This is a genomic window from Microbacterium sp. F01, assembly GCF_056156365.1.
In genome coordinates this window covers 116,534-132,690 of record NZ_CM149592.1, presented here as the reverse complement: position 1 = coordinate 132,690, position 16,157 = coordinate 116,534, and the positions used below count along the sequence as shown (strand labels likewise).

Genomic DNA, 16,157 nt, shown 5'->3' with positions numbered 1-16,157 from the left:
GCCGCAGCATCCGTTCCGCTCCGCCGTCTCGCGAATCCGGCGCTCAGGCGGGTTCTGCGGGTTCGACGATCGCCTCTGCCCGCGCGTCTTCGGCATCGAGCAGTCGCTGGAGACCGACGAAGTCGCGCATGAGGATCCGGGCCAGCACGAACGTCGGCAGCAGCGCGACCAGTCGCAGCCACCCCGCGACGTCTCCGCCGTAGTCGGCGTGCACGCGGGTTCCGCCACCCTCGGGGGCGCACGCGTACTCCACGCGCGAGTTCCATGGCGATGTGGAGTGCCACACGACCCGCTCTTCGGGCTCCACCACCTCGAGGATGTCCTCGAAGCGCACGCGGAACGGGCCGATGATGTGGTCGACCGCCGACCAGCGGCTGCCGACACTCGGTGCTCCTTCGCCGACGCGGCGCCGCATCTCGACCGCCGGCGCCCAGTCGTGCCACGTGCCGGGGTCGGCGAAGTACGGGAACACGCGGGCGGGGGGATGGTCGAGGTGGACGTCCAGCGTCACTTGCCGCCACATCGCCGTCACACCATCGCGGGTACCGGGCGATCCGGGTAGAGCTCCCGCATCGCCCTGTCGTACTGCCGCTTCATGAGCAGCAGGTACAGCACCCGGATCGGCGCCGGGAGGTTCGCGCGCATCCACTCGTCGCGCTCAGCCTCAGGCACGCTCGCGAGGATCAGTCCGAGCTGGAGCGACATGATGTCCTTGCCCAGCTCCTTGCGGTGCGCCATGAGCTCGGCGCGCGTGTGCTCCTCCATCCAGTCCCACTCCTGCTGGGAGAGGACGGCGCCGGCCACCGGGAGGATGTCGTCCTCCTCCTTGCCGAGGTGCACGATCAGCGTGTCGCGGAGATGCTCGATGTCGCGCGCGAACGCGTCGCGGAGCCCGGCGTCCGCGGTCTGCAGCCACGGCTCGAGCTGCGGCTCGATCCGGGCGAGGTGGGCGGCGACCTCGGCGTGCTGCGCGCGCATCTGATCGACGTGGAGGGCGCACCCCGGGTCACGCGCGACCAGCTTGTCCCACAGCGCGATGTCTTCGGTGTGATGGTGCATGTGCAGCGCATAGAAGTCGAGGTGCGCGTAACGGCCGACGACAGCGGCGCGCTCGAGATCGCCCGGCGGGACGCCGCGGACGAGCTGCGGCAGCTCGCGGTAGAGCCAGCGGAAGATCCTGTGCACGAGGATCAGCCCCGACGTGTCGCAGCCCGGCTCCTGCCCCTCTGGCATGGATCCGGACGAGGGCAGTCTCGTCGCCATATCGCACCCCCGATCCCCGCACCTCGTCGACGGTGACGACCCCAGGCGGTGATCAGCGGGATTCTACTCCTGGGGTACCGCCGCCGCACCGCCCCGAGCTCTCCGACCCCGAGCTCGCCGAAACAGGGGATTCGCGCCGAGACCAGGGACCACGCCCCCGGTCTCGGCGGAAACGCCTTTGCTCGCCGGGCCGGGCTCAGCGACCGGGGGCCGCGGTCGAACCCGGGGGCGCAGCATCCGGCTCCTCGAACTCCCGCGCATCGGTGAGCTGCTGGCCCGACGCCAGACCCGGGAGCCCGCGGCGCCCGGTGGTCGTGAGCGCGAGCACGATCGAGACGACGGCGAACACGGACGCGACGAAGGTCCACGCGCCCGGGAGCGCGCTGAGGACGAGGTAGCCGCCGATGCCGGCGGCGAACCGGAGGAAGCGCGCGAGACCGACCGGCAACGGGCCGCCGGTGAAGCGCAGCTGCACGGCGTGGTCGCCGATGGTGCCGCCGGTCGCGAGCGTGACGACGAGCCACACCACGATCGGCACGGCGGAGCCGATGAGGCTCGCCGCCGAGCCATCCCGCACCGCCGCGTCGGCGCCGAGGAAGTAGAGCACGAGCTGCACCGCGACCACGACGGTGAGGGTGAGCACCCAGGCCGCGATGCCGTCGCACAGCATGCCGAGCAGGCGCCGGCCGCGCGTGACCGGCTGCGGCCGGTCGGCGTCGGGCAGACGGGGCGACCCGCGGTAGCGGCGCGGCACAGCGAGCGCGAGCAACGAGCCGAGCACCGCGCCGAGCGTGTTCGTCAGCAGGTCGTCGACGTCGAACACGCGGTAGGCGCAGGGGTAGAGGCCCCACACGCCGGTGAGCTGGGTGACCTCGACGAAGCCCGACAGCCCGACGCCCACGACGAGGGCCGTCACGACGCCGCGGCCGCCCAGCACCCGGAGGAAGAAGCCGAGCGGCATGAACAGCAGGACGTTGAGGATCAGCTGCAGCACCGCGGGATCTGTCGCGAAGCCACTGCCGCGACGCACGACGGCCCCGCGCACGTCGTCGGCGAGCGCCGTCACGTCGATGTTCACGCCCGCGCACGCGATCGCGTCGGGGTCGGGCAGGGGCAGGAGCGTGTAGGTCCAGATCGCCATCACGTAGACGAGTGCGGCGCCCCAGATCACGAAGCGCCCGACGCCGAATCCGCCGCGCCGACGGTAGCTGAGCGCGACGAACGGGACGAAGAGGAGCACCCCCACGACCAGCCCGAGGGTGATCGCGAGCACACCCAGGATGATCTGCTCGTCCACGGTACGAGTGTCCCAGAGAGGCACCCGTATGGATTTCGTGAGGATGGCCGTCTGGATGCATCCTCACGTTCTGCTCACGAGTAGCCTTACGGGCCGTGACGAACGAAAGCCGCGAGCAGTCGGTGGATGAGAAGCCGATCGCCAAGCGCCTCATCCTCGGGGACCCGCTGGCGTCCACCGACTCCGACGAGCACCTGCTCCCGAAGAAGAGGGCGCTGCCGATCTTCGCCTCCGACGCGCTGTCGTCGGTCGCGTATGCTCCGCAGGAGCTGCTGCTCATCCTGCTGACCGGCGGCCTGGCGTTCCTCGCGTTCGCGCCGTGGGTCGCCGCCGCGGTCATCGTGCTCCTGACCGTCGTGGTCATCAGCTACCGCCAGCTCATCAAGGCGTATCCGTCGGGGGGCGGCGACTACGAGGTCGCCCGCAAGAACCTCGGCGAGATCCCCGGTGTGATCGTGGCGTCGGCGCTCCTCGTCGACTACGTGCTCACGGTCGCGGTGTCGGTCGCGTCCGGCGTCGACAACATCATCTCGGCGCTGCCGGCGCTCAACCCGTGGCGCGTCGAGCTGGCGGTCGGATTCGTCATCCTCATCGTCGTCGTGAACCTGCGCGGTGTGCGCGAGGCGTCGAGCGCCTTCGCGATCCCCACCTACATCTTCATCGGGTCGGTCGGCGTGATGATCGTCGTCGGCCTCTTCCAGATCGTGACCGGCAACCCGCCGGTCGCCTCCAGCGCGCAGTACGGGGTCCAGACGCAGAGCCTCACCCAGGCCGCGGTGATCCTCCTCGTGCTGCGCGCATTCTCGAGCGGCTGTTCCGCCCTCACAGGCGTCGAGGCCGTCTCGAACGGCGTGCAGGCGTTCCGCCAGCCGAAGGTGCGCAACGCCCAGTCCACCCTCGCCATGATGGGCGGGATCGCGATCCTCCTCTTCGCAGGACTGACGGCGATCGCGCTCGTCTCCGGCGTCCACTACGCCGAGAACCCCTGCGACCTGATCGGCTTCGACTGCTCGAATCCGCAGCCGAGCCTGATGGCCCAGGTGTCGTCGGCCGTGTTCGGCATGAACTCGATCCCGTTCTTCATCATCCAGGCGGCGACCGCGGTGGTGCTGCTGCTCGCGGCCAACACGGCCTTCAACGGGTTCCCGCTGCTGGGGTCGGTGCTCGCGCGCGACGGGTACGCGCCGAAGGCGCTCAACACCCGCGGCGACCGCCTCGTGTACTCGAACGGCATGATCATCCTGGGCCTCGTCGCCATCTGCGTCCTGATCGTGTACCAGGCGAACCTCACGAACCTGATCCAGCTGTACATCATCGGCGTGTTCGTCTCGTTCACGATCGGTCAGATCGGCATGATCCGGCATTGGATGCGGGGGATCCGGGGCATCCGCGCACTCCCGGCCGAGGCCCGCCACAGCGCCTCCACCCGCACCGAGCTCTTCGGCCTGCGCAAGGGGCTCGTCATCAATTCGCTCGGCGCCACGATGACGGCATCCGTCCTCATCATCGTCACGATCACCAAGTTCACGCACGGCGCATGGCTCGTCTTCCTCGCGATCCCGGTCCTGTCCTTCCTCATGGTCGGCGTGCACCGCTACTACCGCGACGTCGACCACGAGATCGCGATGGACGACCACATCCACTTCGGCTCGACGGGCGACGTCGCCCTCATCCTCGTCAACAAGCTGCAGAAGCCCGTCGTCAAGGCCGTCGACTACGCCCTCGCGGCCAAGCACGACAAGACGTTCGCGGTGCACGTCTCGGTGACGAAGGAGGAGGCCGCGGCCCTCGAAGCGGAATGGCGGGAGCATCGCATGCCGATCCCGCTCAAGATCATCGAGTCGCCGTACCGCATGTACGCGAGCCCGATCGCCGAGTTCGTCAAGAAATACCGCGAGCAGCACGGGTCGTCGGTGGTCACCGTCTACCTGCCGCAGTACATCGTCGGCCATTGGTGGGAGTCGATCCTGCACAACCGGCGCGCACGCCGCATCGCGCAGCAGCTCATGCTCGTGCACGGCGTCTCGATCACGCTCGTGCCGTGGCTGCTGGATTCGTCGGAGCTCATCTACGGACGCCGCTCGCGCGCTCTCCCCGGCGACGACCGCGCTGGACGCGCCACCGCCCCTGAGGTGCATCGCGTCGGCCGCCGCGCCATCCGACCCGCGGGTCCGCCCGAGAAGGCGGATGCGGCGGAGCCGTCGGTCACATCGACGCCCTGATCCCGGCGCCGGGCGCGTGAACCCGAACGCGCACCCGGCGCCGGGAGGCGGCATCCGGCATACCCTTTAAGGGTGAGCTCTCCCGCACCCGCACCCTCGTCGATCGCGCCCCTGGACGCCGCCGCGCTGCGCGCCGACTTCCCGATCCTCGGGCAGCGCGTGAACGGCGAGCGGCTGGTCTACCTCGACTCGGGCGCGACGAGCCAGAAGCCGCAGGCCGTCATCGACGCCGAGGTCGACTTCCTCACGCGGGCGAACTCCGCCGTGCACCGCGGCGCGCACACCCTCGCCGCCGAAGCGACCGAGCTCTTCGAAGACGCCCGCACGACGGTCGCCGGATTCGTCGGCGCACGCCCCGAGCAGCTGGTGTGGACGAGCGGCGCGACCGCCGGGCTCAACCTCGTCGCGTACGCGATCGGCAACGCGAGCGTCAGCCGCGGCGCGCCCGCGAGCGCCCGCTTCGCGCTGCAGCCCGGTGACGAGATCGTCATCACCGAGACCGAGCACCACGCGAACCTCATCCCCTGGCAGGAGCTCGCCGCCCGCACCGGCGCCGTGCTCCGCCACATCCCCGTGAACGACGACGGCACTCTCGACATGGATGCTGCCGCCACCCTCATCGGCGAGCGCACCCGTGTCGTCGCCTTCACGCACGTCTCCAACGTGCTGGGCATCGTGAACCCGGTCGCCGAGCTCGTCGCGCTCGCGCAGGCCGTCGGCGCGGTGACCGTGCTCGACGCGTGCCAGTCGGCGCCGCATCTGCCGCTCGACCTCCCCGCGCTCGGCGTCGACCTCGCGGTGTTCTCGGGGCACAAGATGCTCGGCCCGTACGGCGTCGGAGGCCTCTACGGCCGCTCCGACGTGCTCGAGGCCCTGCCGCCGTTCCTCACCGGCGGCTCGATGATCACCACCGTCACGCTCGACGAGGCGTCGTACCTGCCGCCGCCGCAGCGCTTCGAGGCCGGCACGCAACCCGTCTCGCAGGCGATCGGGCTCGCGGCCGCGGTGCGCTACCTCGACGGCGTCGGCATGAGCGCCGTGCACGCGCACGAGAAGGCGCTCGAGGCCCGGATGGGTGAGGGGCTGCGTGCCATCTCCGGCGTGCGGCTGCTCGGCGATGCACCAGGCGCCGAGCGGGTGGGACTCTGGGCCTTCGACGTCGACGGCGTGCACGCGCACGACGTCGGCCAGTTCCTCGACGCCCGCGGTGTCGCGGTGCGCGTCGGGCATCACTGCGCCCAGCCGCTGCACCGTCGCTTCGGGCTCACCGCCTCGGTGCGCGCGTCGTCGCAGCTGTACAACACGCCGGGCGACGTCGACGTGTTCCTCGACGCGCTGTCGGGCGTGCGCGCGTTCTTCGGAGCGGGCGCATGAGCGGCCTCGAATCGCTCTACCAGGAGCTCATCCTCGACCACTCCAAGCGTCCGCACGGCAAGGGTCTCGCCGACGAAGCCGCCGCCGAAGGCGCTGCTCATAGCCAGAGGGTCGCCACGTCGTTCCAGCGCAACCCCATCTGCGGCGACGAGATCACCCTCCGCGTGCGCCTGTCCGACGACGGCACCACCGTCGACGAGGTCACGTGGGACGGCGCCGGCTGCTCCATCTCGCAGGCGTCGGCGTCGATGCTCGCCGCGCTGATCGAAGAGGAGGAACGGATGCCGCGGGCCGAGGCATCCGCTCTCATCGAGGGCTTCCGCGAGGCGCTGCGCTCCCGCGGCGAGATCGCCCTGGATGAAGAGGTCTTCGGCGACGCCGCGGCCCTCTCCGGCGTCTCGAAGTTCACCGCGCGGGTGAAGTGCGCGATGCTCGCGTGGGTCGCCTTCGAGGACGCGACCGCTCGCGCCTAATCCCCACCGGCGACCGGGTGGGTGCGGTGCACCGTGATGTCGCCGTACCCCGCGCGCGCGTAGAGCTCCACCGACGCCTCGCCCTCGACGGGACCGGTGGCGGCGTCCAGCTCGTTGCGCACCACGCCGTGCTGGCTCGACGCGTCGAGCCACGCCGCCGTGCCCGAGCGGATGCCGAGGTCGACGGCACCGTACGACGCCTCGACCCGCGCGGTGCCGCCGTTGAGGTCGCCGATGCGCACGGGACCGTAGGCGGAGCGCACCGTGAGGGCAGGTCCTGGATCGCCGAGGTGCACGACGCCGCTCGACGTCGCGATGTCGGCGACGCCCGAGACCGAGCCGACGTCGATGCCGGCGTCGGATCCCTTGAGACGCAGCGCCCCGTCGACGATGCCGATGCGGGCGCGGCCGGACGTGATGTCGACGTCGGCATCGCCGCGCACGTGCTCGACGCGCAGCTCGCCGTGCCCGAGACCCAGGTCGGCGCGACCGGTGCGCTCGAGGGTCGCGTCGCCGTAGTCCAGCGCGATGCGCGCCGTGCCGACCGCACCCGCGACGCGGATCGAGCCGTACTTGAGCGCCAGCGACACGTCGGACCCGGTGGGGATGCGCACCGACACGTCGACCGAATCGCCCGATCCGAAGAGGTTGAACCGCACCGGGCCGACGATGCGCAGGTCGGACCCCGCCTGCGTCACCCGCACGGCCTCGGACGCGCTGCGGTCGCCCGCGCGATGCGGGTTCGCCGGCGCGACGTCGACGGCGAGGTCACGACGACGCTCGGCGACGACGTCGATGCGGCCCATCTGCAGCTCGATGCGCACCACCGCCGGACCCGACACCGGGAACGTCGGCATCAGCGCACCCAGCCCGTGTAGGCGGAGCTCGAACCGCGGGCTGCCGGCGTAGCAGGCTCGACGGCCGCCGCGACGGCCCGGACGAGCCAGGTGTTGAGCGAGAGCCCCTCGGCGGCCGCCGCAGCCTCGGCGCGTGCCTTGAGCGAGTCGGGCAGACGCAGCGTGGTGCGCGCGGTGGCGTCGTCGGGATCATCGGATGCTGCGCCCCCGGCCACGACCGGACCACTCGGGTTGCCGGTGGCCTCGGCCGCGGGCTCGGGGCGGGCGACGACGAAGTCCACCTCGCGACCGCGCAGTCTCACGTCGACGGAGCCGGGCGCGAGCTCACGCGTGATCTCACCCGCCGCCTCGGACAGCGCCTCGAGGATCGCGAGCCGGGCCGCCGGCTCGAGCGCGGCCGCGAGACGAGCCGCCACCTCGGCGGACTCGGGGGCTGCGGCTGCGGCGAGCTGACGCTGGAGCTCCTCGACACGCGTGGCGATCTGCATGACGTCAGAGTGACATCAGCGTGGTGTCATGTCAACGCCGCGCGTGGGCGGCGTCAGGGAGCCGTGAGCGTCGGCCCGGACAGCGTTCGGATTCCGTGAGGACGGCGGCTGCAGCATCCGTCCCCGAGTTGCATCGAATCCGCACCACAACGCACCTACCGGGAGTCCCTGTGCTCGATGTCATCTACCTCGCCCTGACGCTCGCGCTGTTCGCGCTCGTCGGACTCGTCGCCAAGGCGGCGGAGAAGCTGTGATCGTCTTCTCGCTCGTCGGGGCCGTCCTCGGCCTCGCCGCGATCGTCTACCTCGTCGTCGCCCTCGTGAAGCCGGAGAAGTTCTGATGGTTTCGACAGGCTCAACCACCGGAGAAGCGTGGGCCGGCATCCTGCAGATCGCGACGGTCATCCTGATCCTCGCGCTGCTGTACCGGCCGCTCGGCGACTGGATCGCCCGCACGTACACCGCCGAGAAGGACTGGCGCGTCGAGCGCGGCATGTACCGCCTCGTCGGCGTCGACCCGCGCTCGGAGCAGACCTGGCAGGCGTACCTGCGCGGTGTGCTCGCGTTCTCGGCCGTCGGCGTGCTGTTCGTCTACGCACTGCAGCGCTTCCAGGCGGTGCTGCCGTACTCGCTCGGCCTGCCTGCCGTGCCTGAGGGCCTCGCGTTCAACACCGCCGTGTCGTTCGTGACCAACACGAACTGGCAGTCGTACTCCCCCGAACTGACCATGGGCTACACGGTGCAGCTGGCAGGGCTCGCGGTGCAGAACTTCGTGTCGGCTGCGGTCGGCATCGCCGTCGCCGTCGCGCTCGTGCGCGGCTTCGCGCGCCGCGGGTCGGCCACGATCGGCAACTTCTGGGTCGACCTCACCCGCGGTCTCACCCGGGTGCTGCTGCCGCTCGCCGTCGTGTCGGCGGTCGCCCTCGTGATCGCCGGGGTGGTGCAGAACTTCACCGGGTTCGTCGACGTCGGCACCGTCGCGGGCGGCACGCAGTCGATCCCCGGCGGACCGGTCGCGTCGCAGGAGGCCATCAAGCTCCTCGGCACGAATGGCGGCGGGTTCTTCAACGCGAACTCCGCGCACCCGTTCGAGAACCCCACGCCGTGGTCGAACGTTCTCGAGATCCTGTTGATCCTCGCGATCCCGGTCGCGCTGCCGCGGGCCTTCGGCCGCATTGTGGGCGACGACCGTCAGGGCTACGCGATCCTCGCCGTCATGAGCACGATCGCCGTGGCGTCGATCACGGCGGTGACATGGCTCGAGTCACTCGGCCTCGGCACCGCGCCGCAGCTCGCCGGCGGGGCGATGGAGGGCAAGGAGGTGCGCTACGGCATCTGGAGCTCGACCTTCTTCGCCGGGGCGACCACCCTCACTTCGACCGGCGCCGTGAACTCGATGCACGACTCGTACACCGCGCTCGGCGGCATGATCCCGATGATCAACATGATGCTCGGCGAGATCGCCCCCGGCGGTGTCGGTTCTGGCCTGTACGGCATGCTCGTGCTCGCCGTCATCGCCGTGTTCGTCGGCGGACTGCTCGTCGGACGCACCCCCGAGTACCTCGGCAAGAAGATCGGGCCGACAGAGGTCAAGCTCGCGAGCCTCTACATCCTGGTGACCCCCGCGCTCGTGCTCGCGGGAACGGCGCTGAGCTTCGGCATCCCGGCGATCCGCTCCGACCTGGAGTCGACCTCGATCTGGAACCCCGGCGTCCACGGCCTCGGCGAGGTGCTCTACGCCTTCACGTCGGCCGCGAACAACAACGGCTCAGCGTTCGCGGGACTCACCGCGAACACGCCGTGGCTGAACACGGCGCTCGGCGTCGCGATGCTGCTCGGACGGTTCCTGCCGATCGTGCTGGTGCTCGCCTTGGCCGGCTCGCTCGCCGCGCAGAGGCCGGTGCCCTCGACGGCCGGCACCCTGCCCACTCACCGCCCGCAGTTCGTCGGCCTCCTCGCCGTCGTCGCGGTGGTCATCACCGCACTCACCTACTTCCCCGTTCTCACGCTGGGTCCCCTGGCGGAAGGGCTCGTCTGATCCATGTCCACGTCCACCGTCATCCCTGAGTCCGGCCCTGTCGTCGGTACCCTCACCCCGAAGCCACCGAAGCCGTCGGCGCGCGCCTTCAGCGCGGCGCAGCTCTGGGCGGCTGCGCCCGGCGCGCTGCGCAAGCTCAACCCCGCGGCGCTGTGGCGAAACCCCGTCATGTTCCTGGTGTGGGTGGGCGCCGCCTTCACCACGGTGATCGCCATCGCCGAGCCGTTCGTCGGTGGCCCCGAGGAGTCGGGCGGCACCCCCGTCCCCTTCGGCTTCACCTGGGGCATCGCCGTGTGGCTCTGGCTCACGGTACTCTTCGCGAATCTGGCCGAATCGGTGGCTGAGGGCCGCGGCAAGGCCCAGGCCGCGTCGCTGCGCAAGACCCGCACCTCGACCATGGCGCGTCGCGTCACCGCCTATGACGGGAACACGGATGCTGCGGCCGAACGCGTCGACACGGTCGAGGTCGCCTCGTCCGACCTGAAGCTCGGTGACGTCGTGATCGTGTCGGCGGGCGAGCTCATCCCCGGTGACGGCGACATCGTCGCGGGGATCGCGACCGTCGACGAGTCCGCCATCACGGGCGAGTCCGCACCCGTCGTGCGCGAGTCGGGCGGAGACCGCTCCGCCGTCACCGGCGGCACCCGCGTGCTCTCGGACCGCATCGTCGTGCGCATCACCTCGAAGCCCGGCGAGACCTTCGTCGACCGGATGATCGCGCTCGTCGAGGGCGCCGCACGCCAGAAGACGCCCAACGAGATCGCGCTGAACATCCTCCTCGCGAGCCTGTCGATCGTGTTCGTCATCGTCGTGCTGACCCTCAACCCGATCGCCTCGTACGCTGCGTCGCCGGTGAGCATCCCGGTGCTGATCGCGCTGCTCGTCTGCCTCATCCCGACGACGATCGGGGCGCTCCTCTCCGCCATCGGCATCGCCGGGATGGACCGGCTCGTGCAGCGCAACGTGCTCGCGATGTCAGGGCGTGCCGTCGAGGCCGCGGGCGATGTGACGACCCTGCTCCTCGACAAGACCGGCACGATCACCTACGGCAACCGCCGCGCCTCGGACTTCGTCGCGATGCCGGGCGTCGGCGACGACGAGTTGGCCCGGGCAGCGGCCCTGTCGTCCCTCGCCGACCCCACCCCCGAGGGCGTCTCGGTCGTCGAGCTGGCGGCGGTGCGCAGCATCCACGTCACAGAGCCCGCTGGATCGACCGTCGTGCCCTTCACCGCCCAGACCCGCATGAGCGGCGTCGACCTCGCGGACGGCACCGAGGTGCGCAAGGGTGCCGGGTCTGCCGTGATCGCGTGGCTCGCAGCATCCGGATCCGACGTCCCCACCGCGACGCGCGCCCACCTGACCGGCGAGACGAACGCCATCGCGCAGTCGGGCGGCACGCCGCTCGTCGTCGCCGAGCTCGATCCCTCGGGCGAGGGCCGGGTGCTCGGGGTGATCCACCTCAAGGACATCGTCAAGGACGGCCTTCGCGAGCGGTTCGACGAGCTGCGTTCGATGGGCATCCGCACGGTCATGATCACGGGCGACAACCCGCTCACGGCCGCCGCGATCGCGAAGGAGGCGGGCGTCGACGACTACCTCGCCGAGGCCACCCCCGAAGACAAGCTGGCGCTCATCCGGCGCGAGCAGGAGGGCGGCAGTCTCGTCGCGATGACCGGCGACGGCACCAATGACGCGCCCGCGCTCGCGCAGGCCGACGTCGGGGTCGCGATGAACACGGGCACCTCGGCCGCGAAGGAGGCCGGCAACATGGTCGACCTCGATTCCGACCCGACGAAGCTCATCGACATCGTGCGCATCGGCAAGCAGCTGCTGATCACGCGCGGCGCTCTCACGACCTTCTCGCTGGCCAACGACATCGCTAAGTACTTCGCGATCATCCCCGCGATGTTCATGGGGGTGTTCCCGGGCCTCGCAGCGCTCAACGTGATGCAGCTGTCGTCGCCCGCGTCGGCGGTCACGAGCGCGATCATCTTCAACGCGATCATCATCGTCATCCTCATCCCGCTGGCGCTGCGGGGCGTCAAATACCGCCCGGCGAGCGCCTCGCAGATCCTCAGCCGCAACCTGCTCGTCTACGGCCTCGGCGGCGTGATCGCCCCCTTCATCGGCATCAAGCTCATCGACCTCGTCGTGAGCCTCATCCCGGGCTTCTGAGCCCTTCTGGAGACGCATATGTCCACCGCCCGCTCCTCCGTCCGCACCACCGGGGTCGCCGTCCGCGCGATGCTCGTCTTCACCCTCGTCCTCGGCGTCGGCTACACGCTGCTCATCACCGGCATCGGCCAGCTCGCCCTCCCCTGGCAGGCGAACGGGTCGCTCGTGCAGGACGCCGCCGGCGCGCCCGTCGGGTCGGCGCTCATCGGACAGTCCTTCACGGATGCCTCGGGCGCAGCGCTCGTGCAGTACTTCCAGTCACGTCCCTCCGCCGCCGGCGACGGCTACGACGGCGGCGCCTCGAGCGGCTCGAACTACGGGCCGGAGAACGCCGACCTCATCGCCGCGATCGAGGGGCGCAAGGCTGCGATCGCGGAGCTCGAGGGGGTCGACCCGTCCGAGGTGCCCGCCGACGCGGTGACCGCGTCGGGCTCGGGCCTCGACCCGCACATCAGCCCCGCGTACGCGTTGCTCCAAGTGCCCCGGGTCGCGGCGGCCCGCGGACTCTCCGAGTCCGAGGTGCGCGGCCTGGTCGAGACGCACATCCAGCAGCGCGACCTCGGCTATCTCGGCGAGCTGCGCGTGAACGTCGTCGAGCTCAACCTCGCCCTCGACGCCCTCGGGTCGTGATCGTGCCCGGGGCCGCAGCATCCATCACCCTGCTTCACTCGCGCGAGACCCGGCCCGGCGTGCAGCGTTCGGATTCCGTGAGGACGCCGGTCGGAGCATCCATCCGGCGTCATAGGGTGAGCACGTGAAGCGCGGCAAGCTGCGGGTGCTGCTGGGCGCGGCGCCCGGCGTCGGCAAGACGTACGAGATGCTCGAAGAGGGTCGCCGCCTCGCCGAGGATGGGCGCGACGTCGTGATCGCGGTCGTCGAGACGCACGGCCGCGCGGCCACCGCGGCGCTCATGGAGGGGCTGCCGGGCGTGCCCCGCACGATCGTCTCCCACCGCGGCGTCGAGCTCAGCGACATGGACCTCGAGGGCGTGCTCGAGCGCAACCCCGAGATCGCGCTCGTCGACGAGCTCGCCCACACCAACGCGCCGGGGCTGCGGCATCCGAAGCGGTGGCAGGATGTGGCGGATCTGCTCGACGCGGGCATCGACGTGATCACGACCGTCAACGTGCAGCACATCGAGTCGCTCGGCGGCGTCGTGGAGCAGATCACGGGCGTCGCGCAGCGCGAGACCGTTCCTGATGCCGTCGTGCGGGACGCCGATCAGATCGAGGTCGTCGACCTCTCCCCCCAGTCGTTGCGGGATCGCCTGTCGGCAGGGCTCGTCTACCCGGCGGAGCGGATCGACGCCGCGCTGTCGAACTACTTCCGGCTCGGCAACCTGACGGCCCTGCGCGAACTCGCCCTGCTGTGGCTCGCCGACGAGGTCGACAGCGCGCTGAAGTCGTACCGCGCCGAGCACGGGATCGAGGGCGCGTGGCAGGCGCGCGAGCGCGTGGTCATCGCTCTGACGGGCGGTTCGGAGGGCGAGACGCTGCTGCGCCGGGGCGCGCGCATCGCGGCGCGGTCAGCAGGTGGCGAGCTGCTCGCGGTGCACGTGTCGAGCCAGGACGGCCTGCGATCGGGCGACCCCGGCGCCCTCGCCGCGCAGCGCGCGCTCGTCGAGTCGCTCGGCGGCACCTACCACCAGGTGGTCGGCGACGACATCCCGCGCGCGCTCGTGGAGTTCGCGCGCTCGGTGAACGCGACGCAGCTCGTGATCGGCGTGAGCCGTCGCGGGCGCCTCGCGACGCTCTTCACCGGACCCGGCATCGGGGCGACGGTGATCCGCGAGTCCGGCGACATCGACGTGCACATCGTGACGCACGACGCGGCGGGCGACCGATTCCCGCTTCCGCGCGTGACCGGTGGCGCCCTGAGCGTGCGCCGCCGCGTGCTCGGGTTCGCGCTCGCGCTCATCGGCGGGCCGCTCCTGACGTGGCTGCTGGTGTCGATCCGCAGTGAGGAGACCATCACCAGCGACGTGCTCGCGTACCAGCTGCTCGTGGTGCTGGTCTCGCTCGTCGGCGGCATCTGGCCCGCGGTCTTCGCCGCGGTCATGTCGGGGTTCACCCTCAACTACTTCTTCGTCGCTCCCTACTACACGGTGTCGGTGGCCGATCCGCGGAACGTCTGGGCGCTCATCCTCTACGTCGTGATCGCCGTGCTGGTGAGCTTCATCGTGGATCGCGCGGCGCGCGCGGCGCGGTCGGCCCGGCGCGCCGAGGCCGAGGCCGAGCTGCTCGCGAACGTCGCGGGCAGTGTGCTGCGCGGCGAATCCGCCGTGCCCGCGCTCATCAGCCGCACGCGCGAATCCCTCGGGCTCGCCGGGGTGCGCCTCGTCGACGCCGACGGCACCGTGGTCGCGACCGACGGCGAGCCCGTGCGCGACGGCCGGTACGAGGCGGTCACGGTCGCCCGCCGCAACGGCGGGCCGCCGGCGATGCTCGAGCTGCACGGCCACGTGCTCGACGCCTCCGAGCGCCGGCTCATCGACGCCGTCGCCGCGCAGCTCTCGGCCGCGCTCGAGCACACCGACCTCACCGCGACGGCGCTGCAAGCCGGCGCTCTGGCGGAGACCGACCAGGTGCGCAGCGCGCTGCTGTCCGCGGTGAGCCACGACCTGCGCCGCCCCCTGGCCGCCGCGGTCGCCGCCGTCGGCGGGCTTCGCGCCGCAGGGCCGAACCTCTCGCGCGAAGACCGGGCCGAGCTGCTCGCCACGGCAGACGAGTCGCTCGCGACGCTGGCCGCCCTCGTCACCGACCTGCTGGATGTCAGCCGCGTGCAGGCCGGGGTGCTCGCGGTGTCGCTGCAGCCCGTCGACAGTGCCGGTGTCGTGCTGGCGGCGCTCGACGAACTCGGCGGCGGCCCCGACCGCTTCGAGCTCGCGCTCGACCCTGACCTGCCCCTCATCGAGGCCGATCCCGTGCTGCTGCAGCGCGTGCTCGTGAACGTGCTCGCCAACGCCGCGCGCCACTCCCCGGCGGGCTCGCACGTGCGCGTCTCGACGAGCCGGCTCGGCCGCACCGCCGAGATCCGGGTGGTCGACCACGGCGCCGGCGTCTCGCCCGAGCGCCGTGACGACATGTTCGTGCCGTTCCAGCGGCTCGGCGACACCGACAACACCGCAGGGCTCGGCCTGGGCCTCGCCCTGTCGAAGGGGTTCACCGAGGGCATGGGCGGTACGCTCGCCCCCGAGGACACCCCCGGAGGAGGCCTGACGATGGTCATCGCGCTGCCGGTCGCGGACGCGATCACCACCGAAGAGAGGTCCCTCACGTGAAGGTCCTGATCGCCGACGACGATCCCCAGCTCGTCCGGGCGCTGCGCATCACTCTCGCCGCGCACGGCTACGAGGTGATCGCCGCACCCGACGGGGCCGCGGCGATCGCCCTCGCCGCCAAGGAGCATCCCGACATCGCGATGGTGGACCTCGGGATGCCGCGCCTCGACGGAGTGCAGGTCATCGAGGCGCTGCGTGGCTGGACCACGGCGCCGATCATCGTGGTCTCGGGCCGCACCGGCTCCGCCGACAAGGTCGAGGCGCTGGACGCCGGCGCCGACGACTACGTCACCAAGCCGTTCCAGATCGACGAGTTGCTCGCACGGCTCCGGGCGCTGTCGCGGCGCGTGACCGCAGCATCCGGTGTCCCCGTCGTCACGTTCGGGGACGTCGTCGTGGATCTGTCGACGAAGACCGTGACACGCTCCGGCGAGCGCGTGCATCTCACGCCCACGGAGTGGAAGATCCTCGAGTTCCTGGCACGGAACCCCGGCTCGCTCGTCACGCGGCAGGCGCTCCTCAAGGACATCTGGGGCACCGAACAGGTCGCCGACACGGGCTACCTGCGGCTCTACATGTCTCAGCTGCGCAAGAAGCTCGAGCGCGACCCTGGCAGTCCCGCGCACCTGCTCACCGAGTCGGGCATGGGCTACCGCCTCCTCGCCGACACCGCCACCTGACCCGCCCCGCG

Annotated in this window: 15 protein-coding genes; 10 read left to right on the top strand and 5 right to left on the bottom strand. The window is 71.0% G+C overall.

Translation table 11 applies throughout. The annotated features are described in order from the left end of the window. Positions 1 to 43: 43 nt before the first annotated feature. The 3 genes from ACVN90_RS00580 to ACVN90_RS00570 form a co-directional block, all read right to left on the bottom strand. Positions 44 to 511: an SRPBCC family protein gene (locus ACVN90_RS00580; protein ID WP_475100220.1), complete on the bottom strand. Its 468-nt coding sequence runs from the start codon at positions 509 to 511 to the stop codon at positions 44 to 46. Between the two features lie 17 nt (positions 512 to 528). Next, positions 529 to 1,233 carry a hemerythrin domain-containing protein gene (locus ACVN90_RS00575; protein WP_475100219.1) on the bottom strand — a complete coding sequence of 235 codons (705 nt, stop codon included), beginning with the start codon at positions 1,231 to 1,233 and terminating at the stop codon, positions 529 to 531. Between the two features lie 226 nt (positions 1,234 to 1,459). Continuing rightward, a complete protein-coding gene (locus ACVN90_RS00570) occupies positions 1,460 to 2,560 on the bottom strand; it encodes a VanZ family protein (RefSeq protein ID WP_475100218.1) in 1,101 nt (366 codons plus the stop codon). Positions 2,561 to 2,655: 95 nt separating this feature from the next. Here ACVN90_RS00570 and ACVN90_RS00565 point away from each other — a divergent pair, with 95 nt between their 5' ends. The 3 genes from ACVN90_RS00565 (at position 2,656) to sufU (ending at position 6,629) form a co-directional block, all read left to right on the top strand. Continuing rightward, entirely contained in the window at positions 2,656 to 4,782 is a 2,127-nt protein-coding gene (locus ACVN90_RS00565) for an APC family permease (protein ID WP_475100217.1), read from the top strand. Positions 4,783 to 4,854: 72 nt separating this feature from the next. Beyond that, entirely contained in the window at positions 4,855 to 6,156 is a 1,302-nt protein-coding gene (locus ACVN90_RS00560) for a cysteine desulfurase (protein ID WP_475100216.1), read from the top strand. Then, a complete protein-coding gene (gene sufU, locus ACVN90_RS00555) occupies positions 6,153 to 6,629 on the top strand; it encodes a Fe-S cluster assembly sulfur transfer protein SufU (protein ID WP_475100215.1) in 477 nt (158 codons plus the stop codon). The genes ACVN90_RS00560 and sufU overlap by 4 nt, the downstream gene beginning before the upstream one ends. Here sufU and ACVN90_RS00550 read toward each other — a convergent pair. Beyond that, positions 6,626 to 7,486, bottom strand: coding sequence for a DUF4097 family beta strand repeat-containing protein (locus ACVN90_RS00550; RefSeq protein ID WP_475100214.1), 861 nt, complete (start codon positions 7,484 to 7,486; stop codon positions 6,626 to 6,628). The genes sufU and ACVN90_RS00550 overlap by 4 nt on opposite strands. After that, complete coding sequence (locus ACVN90_RS00545; RefSeq protein WP_475100213.1) at positions 7,486 to 7,974, bottom strand: toxin-antitoxin system HicB family antitoxin; 489 nt, start codon at positions 7,972 to 7,974, stop codon at positions 7,486 to 7,488. The genes ACVN90_RS00550 and ACVN90_RS00545 overlap by 1 nt, the downstream gene beginning before the upstream one ends. A gap of 95 nt (positions 7,975 to 8,069) precedes the next feature. On the opposite strand from ACVN90_RS00545, the gene ACVN90_RS00540 reads away from it, so the two are divergent. The 7 genes from ACVN90_RS00540 (at position 8,070) to ACVN90_RS00510 (ending at position 16,146) form a co-directional block, all read left to right on the top strand. After that, the gene (locus tag ACVN90_RS00540) at positions 8,070 to 8,228 is read left to right on the top strand and encodes a hypothetical protein (protein ID WP_475100212.1); all 159 of its coding nucleotides are present in this window, start codon (positions 8,070 to 8,072) and stop codon (positions 8,226 to 8,228) included. Next, positions 8,225 to 8,314, top strand: coding sequence for a potassium-transporting ATPase subunit F (locus tag ACVN90_RS00535; RefSeq protein ID WP_116195031.1), 90 nt, complete (start codon positions 8,225 to 8,227; stop codon positions 8,312 to 8,314). Before ACVN90_RS00540 ends, ACVN90_RS00535 begins: the two co-directional genes overlap by 4 nt. Continuing rightward, positions 8,314 to 10,011 (top strand): potassium-transporting ATPase subunit KdpA, encoded by a 1,698-nt coding sequence (gene kdpA, locus ACVN90_RS00530; RefSeq protein WP_475100211.1) that lies wholly within the window; start codon positions 8,314 to 8,316, stop codon positions 10,009 to 10,011. The genes ACVN90_RS00535 and kdpA overlap by 1 nt, the downstream gene beginning before the upstream one ends. Positions 10,012 to 10,014: 3 nt before the next feature. Next, positions 10,015 to 12,186 (top strand): potassium-transporting ATPase subunit KdpB, encoded by a 2,172-nt coding sequence (gene kdpB / locus ACVN90_RS00525; RefSeq protein ID WP_475100210.1) that lies wholly within the window; start codon positions 10,015 to 10,017, stop codon positions 12,184 to 12,186. A gap of 18 nt (positions 12,187 to 12,204) precedes the next feature. Next, positions 12,205 to 12,816, top strand: a complete 612-nt coding sequence (kdpC, locus tag ACVN90_RS00520; protein ID WP_475100209.1) for a potassium-transporting ATPase subunit KdpC — start codon at positions 12,205 to 12,207, stop codon at positions 12,814 to 12,816. 124 nt (positions 12,817 to 12,940) lie between these two features. Next, positions 12,941 to 15,466, top strand: a complete 2,526-nt coding sequence (locus ACVN90_RS00515; protein WP_475100208.1) for a sensor histidine kinase — start codon at positions 12,941 to 12,943, stop codon at positions 15,464 to 15,466. After that, entirely contained in the window at positions 15,463 to 16,146 is a 684-nt protein-coding gene (locus tag ACVN90_RS00510; RefSeq protein ID WP_475100207.1) for a response regulator, read from the top strand. Before ACVN90_RS00515 ends, ACVN90_RS00510 begins: the two co-directional genes overlap by 4 nt. Positions 16,147 to 16,157: the final 11 nt, after the last annotated feature.

Bases quoted from the DNA above. Each gene is read 5' to 3' on its own strand.
- ACVN90_RS00575 (WP_475100219.1), bottom strand. From the start codon at position 1,233: ATGCCAGAGGGGCAGGAGCCGGGCTGCGACACGTCGGGGCTGATCCTC.
- sufU (WP_475100215.1), top strand. From the start codon at position 6,153: ATGAGCGGCCTCGAATCGCTCTACCAGGAGCTCATCCTCGACCACTCC.
- ACVN90_RS00550 (WP_475100214.1), bottom strand. From the start codon at position 7,486: ATGCCGACGTTCCCGGTGTCGGGTCCGGCGGTGGTGCGCATCGAGCTG.
- ACVN90_RS00545 (WP_475100213.1), bottom strand. From the start codon at position 7,974: ATGCAGATCGCCACGCGTGTCGAGGAGCTCCAGCGTCAGCTCGCCGCA.
- kdpA (WP_475100211.1), top strand. From the start codon at position 8,314: ATGGTTTCGACAGGCTCAACCACCGGAGAAGCGTGGGCCGGCATCCTG.
- kdpB (WP_475100210.1), top strand. From the start codon at position 10,015: ATGTCCACGTCCACCGTCATCCCTGAGTCCGGCCCTGTCGTCGGTACC.
- kdpC (WP_475100209.1), top strand. From the start codon at position 12,205: ATGTCCACCGCCCGCTCCTCCGTCCGCACCACCGGGGTCGCCGTCCGC.